Source organism: Streptomyces sp. NPDC008137 (assembly GCF_042957035.1).
In the GTDB taxonomy this organism is placed as follows: domain Bacteria; phylum Actinomycetota; class Actinomycetes; order Streptomycetales; family Streptomycetaceae; genus Streptomyces.
On sequence record NZ_JBIBHN010000003.1, the window covers coordinates 279,578 to 290,198 of the forward strand.

Consider the following 10,621-nt stretch of genomic DNA (forward strand, 5'->3'; position numbering starts at 1 on the left):
GCCCGGCAGGGGCCCCGTGGCCCGGTCCCGGAATTATTCGCCTCCCGGTTCGGTCACTATAGAAGCCGCTGATTGCGCCGACGCACACAGGGCGCCGACTTACTGAGGATTGAGTCTTGACTGACCAGTTGCGACTGATGGCCGTGCACGCCCACCCCGACGACGAGTCGAGCAAGGGCGCGGCCACCATGGCGAAGTACGTGTCCGAGGGGGTGGACGTGCTGGTCGTGACCTGCACGGGCGGGGAGCGCGGCTCCATCCTCAATCCCAAGCTTCAGGGCGACAAGTACATCGAGGAGCACATCCACGAGGTACGCAAGAAGGAGATGGACGAGGCCCGGGAGATCCTCGGGGTGAAGCAGGAGTGGCTCGGCTTCGTCGACTCGGGGCTGCCCGAGGGCGACCCGCTGCCGCCGCTGCCGGAGGGCTGCTTCGCCCTGGAGGACGTCGACGTGGCGGCCGGTGAGCTGGTGCGGAAGATCCGCGCCTTCCGCCCCCAAGTGATCACCACCTACGACGAGAACGGCGGCTACCCGCACCCCGACCACATCATGACCCACAAGATCTCGATGGTCGCGTTCGAGGGGGCGGCGGACACCGAGAAGTACCCGGAGGCCGAGTACGGCCCGGCGTACCAGCCGCTGAAGATGTACTACAACCAGGGCTTCAACCGCCCCCGCACCGAGGCGCTGCACCAGGCGATGCTGGACCGGGGCCTGGAGTCGCCGTACGGGGACTGGCTCAAGCGCTGGGACGAGTTCGGCATGAAGCAGCGCACGCTCACCACGCACGTACCGTGCGCCGACTTCTACGAGATCCGCGACAAGGCGCTGATCGCGCACGCCACGCAGATCGATCCGGACGGGGGCTGGTTCCGGGTGCCGATGGACATCCAGAAGGAGGTCTGGCCGACGGAGGAGTACGAGCTGGCGAAGTCGCTCGCCGATACCTCCCTCCCCGAGGACGACCTCTTCGCGGGCGTCCGCGACAATGCCTGACATGAGCGCAAGCGCAAGCCTGGCAATGACGCACCTCGTCTCCTTCGCCAAGGAGGTCGACGAGGACAAGGTCACCCCCGGCGTCCTCGGCTTCATCGTCTTCGCGGCGATGGCCCTGGCGGTGTGGGCCCTGATGAAGTCCATGAGCCGACACATGAACAGGGTCGACTTCACACAGGTCCCGGACCCCGAGGCCGAGCAGGCGGAGGCGGGTGCGGAGCCGGGCTCGGCGTCCGAGTCGAAGGAGTCCGGGTCGAAGGAGTCCGAGTCGAAGGGGTCCGAGTCGAAGGGGTCCGGGTCGAAGGAGTCCGCCGAGAGCGCCGCCGGGTCCGCGAAGAAGCCGTCCGCGAACGGCTGACCTTCCGGCTGCCGCCCGCCGTCAGCGTGCTGTCACCGGCTGTGGGCGGCCAGTGACAGCAGCAGGTGCGCCGTCTCCGGCCGCAGATGGTCGGAGTGGGCGCCCGCCGGGCCGTGCCCCCGGACGAAGACGTCGCTCGCGTCCACGCTGACGAAGCGGTGGTCGAGCACGGCCAGGGGACAGGGCTCGGCGGGCGGCAGCACCCGGATCGACGAGACGGGGCGGGCGCGGTCCCGATGCCCGCGTGGCCGACACCCGCCCTCTTCTCGGCCCGCAGGTGCCGGCAGCCGGTGGCGCGGTCGTGCCGCGAGTACGTCACCACCACGGGACCGCGCGGCGGCGCCTGGGCCGGCCGGGCGGCTCCGCCCCCCTGAAGAACCCCCGAACTCCGGTGGCGCCGCCTCACCCCCGTTCCGCCGAGACCCCCACCCCCATCACCTCCCGCGCATGCCGGCCCGGTGTCATCCCCAGCCCCCACGCCTGCCAGCCCGCCTCCAGGCTCACGCCCCGTTCCAGCAGCAGCCCCCAGGCGTCGATGTACTCGTCGAGCTTCTCGTCGCGCAGGGGATGGCCCGCGCGGGACAGCTGGGACAGTTCCTCCTGGGCGACGGCCGTGCCGACCTCCGCGCCGCCCGGGGCCGCGTACGGCAGCAGTGTGCAGCGCAGGAAGCGGGCCCAGTCCTCGCCCCGGCGGTCGCCGTACGACGTGAAGAGGTCGACCGCCTCGTCGCACAGGGCCAGAGCCTGCCCCGTGCGGGCGTTGCCCGCGTCCACGACCGCCAGTTCCAGGCAGGTCCACGCCTCGCCGTGGGCGACGCCGATGCGCTGGAAGTCGGCGCGGGCGTCGACCAGGAGCTGGCGGGCGAAGCCGGAGTTGCGCAGGGAGCCCGTCTGGGCGGCGCGCTGGTCGCGGGTGACGCGGGCCGAATGGTGGCGGGCGCAGGCAAGGCCGTAGACGTCGCGCATACGGGAGAACATCGTGCGGGAGCGTTCGAGTTCGCGGACCGCCTGGTCGAGGTTGCCCGTCTCCTCCAGGGCCTGGCCCAGGTAGTAGAGGGTCCAGGCCTCGCCCCGCGCGTCCTCGTTGTCACGGTGCCGGGCGGCCGCGGCGCGCAGTTCCTCCACGGCCGGGGACGCGTCACCGGCGACCAGCAGGGCCCGGGCGAGCTGGGTCAGGGCCCAGGCCTCGCCGCGGGCGTCGCGGGTACGGCCGTAGAGATCGAGGGCCGCGCGCAGCTCGGACTCGGCGCGCGGGACGTCACCCATGCGCAGGCCCAGCTGGCCGAGCTGGAAGTGGGCCCAGGCCTGGCCGTGCACGGACTCGCCGGCGCGGTGCAGGACCAGGGACTCGGTGAGCAGCTCCAGCGCCTCGGCGACCCGGGCGCGGTCCCGCTCCACCGCCGCCAGGGCGTGCATCGTCCACGCCCGGTCCGTCGCCAGCTCGGCGGAGGACTGCAGGGCCAGGGCCTCGCGGAGCTTCGCCGACGCCTCCGTCAGATTGCCCTGGTGGTGCAGGGTGATGCCGAGGGAGCACAGGGCGCGGGCGGCACCCGCGTCGTGGTGGGCCTCCCGGTAGAGGTCGACGACCGAGGTGAGGGTGGTGCGGGCCTTGTCGAGTTCGCCGAGCTGGCGTGCCGCGATGCCGGTGCGCCACTGCACCGAGCGGACCATCAGTCCCTCGTCCACCGCCTGCGCCAGCTCGCTGATCTCGCCCAGGCGGTAGAGGTCGCCGCGCAGCAGGCAGTAGTCGCACAGGGCGCCCAGGAGGTTCAGGACCGCTGCCTGGTTCACGCCCTCGGCGTGCCGCAGTGCCGCCGTGATGAAGCTCGACTCGTCGTCCAGCCAGCGCAGCGCCTCGTCGAGGGAGGTGAAGCCGTACGGGCTGAAGCGGTTGGTGCGGGTCGACATGTTGCCGTCGACCATGCGCAGGACCGAGTCGGCCAGCTCGGCGTAGTTCACGATCAGCCGCTCCTGTGCCGCCGTGCGCTCGGCGGGTTCCTCCTCGTCGAGGAGGCGGGCCTGGGCGAAGGCACGGACCAGGTCGTGCAGCCGGTAGCGGTCGCCCCGGACGTGGTCGATCAGGCCCGCGCGGGTCAGGGCCTGGAGATGGCGCTTGGCCTCCGCTTCGTCGGTGGCCAGCAGCGCGGCGGCCGCGGCGGCGCCGAGCGAGGCCCGGCCGGCCAGGGCCAGCCGGCGCAGCAGCCGCCGTACGGGGTCGGGCTGGTCGGTGTAGCGCAGCCACAGGGCGCGCTCGACCGGCTCGACGGGGCCGTACGCGGCGAGGTCGGTCGCCAGCGCGCGCGGGGAGCGCGGGCCGAGGCACGAGCCGACGATGCGCAGGGCGAGGGGCAGTCCGCCGCACAGCTCCCGGACCCGGTCGGCGGACTCGGCGTCGTACGGCCCGGAACGGTCCTGCGCCGCCGCGCCCAGCAGTTCCTCCGCCCCGGCCGCGTCCAGCGGCTCCACCGCCAGCTGATGCACCCGCGCGGGCAGCTCGGCCGGCTCCAGCGGGCCCCGCGCGGTCACCAGCACCAGGCTGTCGGACCGCTCCGGGACCAGGGCGCGGATCTGCTCGGCGTCCGAGGCGTCGTCCAGGACGATCGTGACGGGCAGGCCGGTCAGATGCTGGTGGTACAGCTCGCTCAGCCGCTTGACCTGCTGGTCGGGGGAGGAACGCTCACGGAACAGCAGTTGTTCGCGGGGAGCGCCGAGCCGGTTGAGCAGATGCAGCAGGGCGTCGCGCGTGGACAGCGGTGACCCGGCCGGGCCCTCGGCCCGCAGGTCGACGACGCAGGCGCCGCGGAAGTAGTCCCGCAGATCGTGTGTCGCCCGCACCGCGAGCGCCGTACGTCCGCTGCCGGGCGCGCCGTGCAGGACGACCACCGTCGGCCGGGTCTCCGTGCTCGCGCGGGCCGCCTGCACCCACTGCCGGATCTGCGCCAGTTCGGGCCGCCGCCCCGCGAACGGCTCCGCCGGATCGGGGAGTTGTGCGAAGGACTGCTCCAGCACGTTGCGCCCGCGCGCCGCCGCGCTCTTGTCGGCGCCCCGCAGCCGCGGCCCGGTCTTCTTCGGCCCGGTGGAGGCGGCGAGTACCCGCTGCTGGTCCAGGAACGGCCGGATGCCCCGCACCTCCAGCGCGGTCAGCCACTGCAGCCGCAGCTGTTCGGGCCCGCCCGGCTGGCTCACGGCCCCGGCGCGGCGGCTCGCGGCCGGCACATGCGATCCGACCACCTTCACGACCGTCGCCGCGGCGCCCACGACCCCGACGGCCACGCCCGCGCCCAGCGCCGTCCCGGTACTGGTGCCGAGGGACATGTCGGCGACGACGGCCGCGACCGCCGCGACCCCGGCCACCAGCAGCGGAGTCCCGGCGCCCTCACGGGCGTACCGCTGCCCGAAGGTGAGCTGCCCGGCCGCCGCCTCGTCCAGGGCGCGCGTGTAGGCCTCGTACTCCTCGGCCGCGCTCCGCGCCATCCCGTCGAGGCCGCCGCGCGCCCGCGCGAGCAGCGCCTTCCCGTCGCTGCGCCCGCCCGTTCGGCGCACCTCCTCCTCCACGGCCCGCGCCAACAGCCCCTCGGCCTCCGCCCGATGACTGTCCCGCATGTCACGTCCCCCTTCGGCGGCACCGGTGTGCCCTTGCTCATGCCCACGGTCGTTTCTTGGTCAAGTGTGCGGTGGACGGCGCATCGGGGCGAGAGGGCGTGCGTGGCCTGATGGTGTGAAGGGCCGGGCCCGGAGGGGTGCGTGGGCCCGGCGGACGCGTCGGGGCCCGGGGGCGTAGATTGGGTACCGGCCTGCTCTGGCTCAACGGTGCGTCGTGTGCGGTCCGTGAGTCGATGTCGTGAGACACAGGGGGGTCAGGTGTTCAGCAGGCTGTTCCGCGGTGCGGGACGTATCCCGGCGGCTGTCGAGGACCGGCGCAGGGACGCCGAGTTGAGAGCGCACAGCCGTCGGCTGATGCGAGAGCTCGCGCCTCCGCTGCCGCTCGGCGTCACCACGCTGTGCGCTTTACTGGCCGAGCAGCGCGGCACCCCCATCAAGCTGCTGAAGTGGGATCTGCCCGCCGACGGCCCGTTCGGGATCCTGCTCTCCCGTAAGGACGAGGACGTCATCGTCTACCAGGCGAAGACCACCAGGGCGCACCAGCAGCACATCATCCTGCACGAGGTCGGCCACATCGTCGCCTACGACCTGGCCGGTGCACGGCCCGAGCTGCCGCAGTGGCGTACCTGCTACTCCGACCGGGACGAGCGGGACGCCGAGATCGTCGCGTCCACGCTCATGCACCAGGCGATGTCGATGCAGCGGCAGGCGCAGCGCTACGGCCTCGACGAGCCGTGGCGGCCCTCCGTCCACGGCAGCCTCGTCTTCGAGAACGGGCTGACGTGACGGCCCCTGAGAGTCCCTGAGGGCTCCCAGAGGCCAGAAGGTTTCCAGGGTCCCTGAGGGACCCTGAGGGTCCCTCAGGATCTCTAGGGGACCAGCACCAGTTTGCCGCGGAAGCCGCCGCTCTCCAGGCGGCGGTGGGCCTCGGCCGCGTCCTCGAAGGGGAGCACGGTGATCCCGTGGTCCGGGGCGGTTCCCCGGGCCGCGGCCTCGGCCACGCTCACCAGGTCGTCCCGGTCCAGCTCCACGCCGATCAGGGTGTACGCCACGTCAGGGTGGCCGTCCGGGTCCGGGGCGCTGAACGGGGTGATGGTGAGGAAGGCACCCCCCGGGCGTACGGCCTTGATCAGGCCGGGTGCGCCGCCGGCGTCGATCACGATGTCGTAGGCCCCGCTCTCGACCCGCGAGGGGTCGGTGAGCACCACGCCCTCGGCGGGGCGTCCGGCCCGCCGCTCCTGCCAGGCGGAGCGGTCGGCGGGCCGGACGAGCAGGTCGGTGCGGGCCGACTCCTCGTCGAGCAGGCGGGCCGCGACGTGACCGCCGACGCCGCCCTGGGCGCCGATCAGCAGGATCCGCCTGCCGCGGCGGTCCGGGGTTCGGCGCAGCAACTGCACGGCGGTCACACCCGCCAGGGGCAGCGCGGCGGCGTCCGTGAGCGCCATTCCGTCCGGGACATGAGCGACGTAGCGCGGATCGAAGGCGACGTACTCGGCCATGCTGCCCACGCCCGTGCCCAGTTGGGCGGTCATCGCCAGGACGCGGTCGCCGGCGCGGAATCCGGAGCCCTCGGGGGCGTGCTCGACGGTGCCCGCCAGGTCCCAGCCGAGGACGGCGGGCAGGGAAGTGGGTATCTGACCCGAACGGGTCGCCAGGTCCACCGGGTTGACGGCGGTGGCGGCGGTCTTGATCACCAGCAGGCTCTCCGCGGCCTCGGGCTCCGGCACGTCCCGGACTTCGAGCACCTCCGGTCCACCGGTCCGTGACAGGCAGACAGCCCTCATATGTCGTCCTCCTCGCTGCCGGACCTCGCGGACTTCGGGTCGTCCAGGACGTCCATGATCGACAAAAGCTGCTCACGCATCTCCGGCGTGAGCCGGCCGGCGCGCATCGCGATCGACCGCACCTGCCGGTCGGAGAGCGCCTCGGCCCACTCGTCCTTCTCCTCCGGGGCGGCGGCGGGCGGCGCCTCGGAGATGAGGGCGCTCACCGACACCGGCAGCGTCATCTCCCGGGACTGGAAGTAGCGCACGATCGCCGAGAGCACGCTCACTGTCGGGTTGGTCTGCGACCCGTTGCGCAACGCCGTCAGATAACTCCGGGAGATGGTGACGTCGTGGCTCGGGTCCTCCGAGATCGCCTGGGCGACCTCGGAGGTTGTCGGTTCACGCAGGCGGCCCACGGCGTTGGCCGTGGCGGCATCCGCGAACCAGGCATTCAGGCGTTCTGCCAGCGTTGCCATGCGGTCGACCTTCCTAAGGCTCCGGCGACTCAGGGGGGAGGAGGCAATGCGTCGGGCGGCTCCGTCCGACGGTTGCGCGCAGTGTGCTCCCCCGTGCGCCGACAACCTCGTCTCCTTGATCACGAGCGTAGCACTGCGGCACCCAGTGAGTCACGCTGCTACTATATTGGACGCAGCGCCGATAAACCTGCCTGTTGTTCAGTGATGTGGCATCAGATCTTCGGAGGGGACACATGCACAGCGGTACTCAGTTCACCCAGGGGCTCCGCCTGGCCATGGACGACGGTCCGGCCTGGACGGTCGAGGCCGTACGCCAGGTGCGGTACCACGTCGTCAGCTCCGACCACCTCTTCTCGCCGGACAACACCACGCTGCTGACCGGCTGCCCGGACACCCCGCTGCGGGCCGGTGAGCGGCGGCTCGTCGTGATCGACGAGAACGTGGACGCGCTGCACGGCGCGCGGATCCGAGAGTTCTTCGCCTTCCACGGCATCGAGACGACGGTGCTCGTCCTGCGCGCCGACGAGACCGTCAAGCAGTGGGACGCCGTGTCCCGGGTCGTCGACGCGATGAACGACTTCGGCATCGACCGCCGTCGCGAGCCCGTCATCGCCATCGGCGGCGGGGTGCTCACCGACATCGTCGGATTCGCGGCGAGCCTCTACCGGCGGGGCACCCCGTACATCCGCATCCCCACGACGCTGATCGGCCTCGTCGACGCGGGGGTCGGCGTCAAGACCGGGGTCAACTACGACACCGGCAAGAACCGGCTGGGCACGTACGCGGCGGCCACGGCCACCTTCCTCGACCGCTCGTTCCTGAGCACCCTGGACCTGCGGCACATCAGCAACGGCCTGGCCGAGATACTGAAGATGGCGCTGATCCGCTCCGAGGAGCTGTTCGAGCTGCTGGAGACGCGTGGTCCCGAGGTACGGGCGGACCGCTTCCAGGGCTCCACCGGCGACCTCGCCCAGGCGGCCGACGCCATCGTCGCCGAGTCCATCCACCTCATGCTCGAGGAACTCCAGCCCAACCTGTGGGAGTCCGCGCTGGAGCGCTGCGTGGACTACGGCCACACCTTCAGCCCGACCATCGAGATGCACGCCCTTCCCGAGCTGCTGCACGGCGAGGCCGTGGTGATCGACATGGCGCTCACCACGGCGCTGAGCACCCTGCGCGGTGACGTCAGCCGGGCGCAGGCCGAGCGGATCTTCTCCGTCATCCAGGCACTCGGGCTGCCGCTGTGGAACGACGTGCTGGACGACCCGGGCCTGCTGGAGGAGGCGCTGCGCGACACGGTGCGCCACCGCGACGGCCACCAGCGGCTGCCGCTGCCGGTCGGCATCGGGCGCCACCGCTTCGTCAACGACGTCGAGCCCGCCGAACTGCGCGCGGCGACGGAGCTGTTGCGCCGCCGGGCCCGGGGCGCGGCCCAGGGGCCGGCACTCGACGCTCCGGCCGAGGCTCTGGTGGGCGCGTGAACACCCCCGCGCGCGTTCCCGAGCACACGCCTGTGGGCACCCCTGTGGGCACTCCGGTGCGCAGGCCCGAACGGGCCGTGGTGATCGGCGGATCGACCGGGATCGGGCGGGGCGTCGCCGACGCCTGGGCCGCGTCCGGCATCGAGACCCATGTCTTCAGCCGCAGCCGGCCCGCCGGTGACGGCGCCGACCGGCTGGTCTGGCACCGGCTCGACTTCCGCGACCCGGAGCAGGCCAAGGAGGCGCTGCGTACGGGTATCCCGGAGCGGGTGGACCTGGCCTGCTACTCCGCCGTCTACTTCACCGCCCGGCGCGAGCCGTTCACGCGGGTGAGCGAGGCCGACTGGCTGGACCAGTTCGCGATCAACGTGCACGGTCTGTCCTGGGCGCTGCGCGCTGCGCTCCCGGCATTGCGCACAGCCGGCCCCGGCCTGTTCCTGCACATCTCGTCCGAGGTCGTCTACAACGCCGGCCCGAACCGCTCCGGCTACGCCGCCACCAAGGCCGCCGCCGACTCGCTGATCCGGTCGGTCGCCCAGGAGATCGACCCCGCCGAGACAACGTTCGTGCAGGCCCTGCCCGCCGGCATGGTGGACAGCCCCGGCATCCGGGCCCGCCGGTCCGCGGACTTCGACTACAGCGGCTACATGTCCCCGGCCACCTTCGCGCCGCTGGCCGCCGAACTCGCCCGCACCCGGGGCGTGCCGTACGCCGGTGACGCGCTCGTCGTGCACCCCGACACCACCTGGTCGTCCGTCGCTGAGGACCTTCCCGTGTCCCAGTCGCGTCCGATCGCCGCCGTCTAGCCGGCTCTCCCGCGTCCCCCGCTCGCCCGCTGACCTTTCCCAGGAGCAACTCTTGCCTCAACTGCACGCGGCAGCACTGCTGTTCGACATGGACGGCACTCTCGTGGACTCGACCGCACTGGTCGAGGCCACCTGGGCCGGCTTCTGTGAACGGCACCGGCTCGATCTCACGGAGGTACTGGCCTTCGCCCACGGGCGCCCCACCCGGGAGACCGTGCGCCACTTCCTCCCCGACCCCGGCCGGGCGGCCGAGGAGACCCGGCGGCTCGTCGCGCACGAGGAATCGGAGACCACCGGCATCACGGAGGTCCCCGGCGCCCGGGCGCTGCTGACCGCGCTGCCGCCGCACGCCTGGGCCGTGGTCACCTCCGCCGGCCGCCGCCTCGCGGAGGTGCGGATGGCGGCGGCGGGGCTCCCGCTGCCCCGGCTCCTGGTGAGCGCCGACGACGTGACGCACGGCAAGCCGGACCCCGAGGGCTATCTGCGGGCCGCCGCCGCGCTCGGCTGCGCGCCCGAGGACGCCGTCGTCGTCGAGGACTCCGGCGCCGGAGTGCGGGCCGGGCTCGCCGGCTGCGGGCACACCGTCGTCATCGGCGGACTCGACGCGTACGACGACGTGGCCCCGCGCTGGGCCGACTTCCGCGGGTTCCGGGTCGTCGCGGGGGAGCCGGGGCGGGCCGGGGTGACCCTGGAGGTGCCCGAGCCGGTCGCCGCGGGGGCGGTGGTCGGGCCGTGAGCCGGGCCGTAGCGTCGCTCCGGGATGTCTCTGGGGGGCGGGAGGCGTCTGAGGATCGGGATGCCTTCGAGGTTCGGGACGCCTTCGAGGGGCGGCATGCTCCTGAGGGCAAGGAGGCCTCCGGGGGCTGGGACGCCGCCCAGGGCCGCGACGCCTTCCAGGGCAAGGACGCTTCCGAGGGCCGGGGCGCCCCCGTGGATCGGCACGCCCTCCAGGGCAAGGATGCCTCCGAGGGCCGGGACGTCCCCGTGAGCCGGGACGTCCCCAGGGGCCGGGGCGTCCCCGTGGGCCGGAACGGCCTCCAGGGCAAGGACGCTTCCGAGGGCCGGGGCGCCCCCGTGGATCGGCACGCCCTCCAGGGCAAGGATGCCTCCGAGGGCCGGGACGTCCCCGTGAG

The 10,621-nt window shown here is 72.8% G+C and carries 11 protein-coding genes; 7 read left to right on the forward strand and 4 right to left on the reverse strand.

Annotated elements, in window-relative coordinates; translation table 11 throughout:
* Positions 1 to 116: 116 nt before the first annotated feature.
* Both mca and ACFZBT_RS07290 read left to right on the forward strand, forming a co-directional pair.
* Positions 117 to 998, forward strand: coding sequence for a mycothiol conjugate amidase Mca (gene mca, locus ACFZBT_RS07285; RefSeq protein WP_215118953.1), 882 nt, complete (start codon positions 117 to 119; stop codon positions 996 to 998).
* Complete coding sequence (locus tag ACFZBT_RS07290; RefSeq protein WP_391099451.1) at positions 991 to 1,356, forward strand: hypothetical protein; 366 nt, start codon at positions 991 to 993, stop codon at positions 1,354 to 1,356. Before mca ends, ACFZBT_RS07290 begins: the two co-directional genes overlap by 8 nt.
* 32 nt (positions 1,357 to 1,388) lie before the next feature.
* Here ACFZBT_RS07290 and ACFZBT_RS07295 read toward each other — a convergent pair whose 3' ends face one another.
* Both ACFZBT_RS07295 and ACFZBT_RS07300 read right to left on the reverse strand, forming a co-directional pair.
* Positions 1,389 to 1,559 carry a hypothetical protein gene (locus ACFZBT_RS07295; protein ID WP_391099454.1) on the reverse strand — a complete coding sequence of 57 codons (171 nt, stop codon included), beginning with the start codon at positions 1,557 to 1,559 and terminating at the stop codon, positions 1,389 to 1,391.
* Between the two features lie 199 nt (positions 1,560 to 1,758).
* The gene (locus ACFZBT_RS07300; protein ID WP_391099456.1) at positions 1,759 to 4,959 is read right to left on the reverse strand and encodes a tetratricopeptide repeat protein; all 3,201 of its coding nucleotides are present in this window, start codon (positions 4,957 to 4,959) and stop codon (positions 1,759 to 1,761) included.
* Between the two features lie 258 nt (positions 4,960 to 5,217).
* On the opposite strand from ACFZBT_RS07300, the gene ACFZBT_RS07305 reads away from it, so the two are divergent.
* Positions 5,218 to 5,745: a hypothetical protein gene (locus tag ACFZBT_RS07305; RefSeq protein ID WP_391099458.1), complete on the forward strand. Its 528-nt coding sequence runs from the start codon at positions 5,218 to 5,220 to the stop codon at positions 5,743 to 5,745.
* Positions 5,746 to 5,828: 83 nt separating this feature from the next.
* On the opposite strand, the gene ACFZBT_RS07310 is transcribed toward ACFZBT_RS07305, so the two are convergent.
* Both ACFZBT_RS07310 and ACFZBT_RS07315 read right to left on the reverse strand, forming a co-directional pair.
* Positions 5,829 to 6,743, reverse strand: coding sequence for an alcohol dehydrogenase catalytic domain-containing protein (locus ACFZBT_RS07310; RefSeq protein ID WP_391099460.1), 915 nt, complete (start codon positions 6,741 to 6,743; stop codon positions 5,829 to 5,831).
* Positions 6,740 to 7,201 carry a hypothetical protein gene (locus ACFZBT_RS07315; protein WP_391099462.1) on the reverse strand — a complete coding sequence of 154 codons (462 nt, stop codon included), beginning with the start codon at positions 7,199 to 7,201 and terminating at the stop codon, positions 6,740 to 6,742. The genes ACFZBT_RS07310 and ACFZBT_RS07315 overlap by 4 nt, the downstream gene beginning before the upstream one ends.
* A gap of 233 nt (positions 7,202 to 7,434) precedes the next feature.
* Here ACFZBT_RS07315 and ACFZBT_RS07320 point away from each other — a divergent pair, with 233 nt between their 5' ends.
* From ACFZBT_RS07320 to ACFZBT_RS07335, 4 genes are all read left to right on the forward strand, one after another.
* Positions 7,435 to 8,682, forward strand: a complete 1,248-nt coding sequence (locus ACFZBT_RS07320) for an iron-containing alcohol dehydrogenase (RefSeq protein WP_391099464.1) — start codon at positions 7,435 to 7,437, stop codon at positions 8,680 to 8,682.
* The gene (locus tag ACFZBT_RS07325) at positions 8,679 to 9,488 is read left to right on the forward strand and encodes an SDR family NAD(P)-dependent oxidoreductase (RefSeq protein WP_391099466.1); all 810 of its coding nucleotides are present in this window, start codon (positions 8,679 to 8,681) and stop codon (positions 9,486 to 9,488) included. Before ACFZBT_RS07320 ends, ACFZBT_RS07325 begins: the two co-directional genes overlap by 4 nt.
* Positions 9,489 to 9,540: 52 nt before the next feature.
* Positions 9,541 to 10,224 carry an HAD-IA family hydrolase gene (locus ACFZBT_RS07330; protein ID WP_391099468.1) on the forward strand — a complete coding sequence of 228 codons (684 nt, stop codon included), beginning with the start codon at positions 9,541 to 9,543 and terminating at the stop codon, positions 10,222 to 10,224.
* Positions 10,221 to 10,621: hypothetical protein (locus ACFZBT_RS07335; RefSeq protein ID WP_391099470.1), on the forward strand; the 401-nt coding region annotated here is incomplete at its 3' end. The genes ACFZBT_RS07330 and ACFZBT_RS07335, both read left to right, overlap by 4 nt.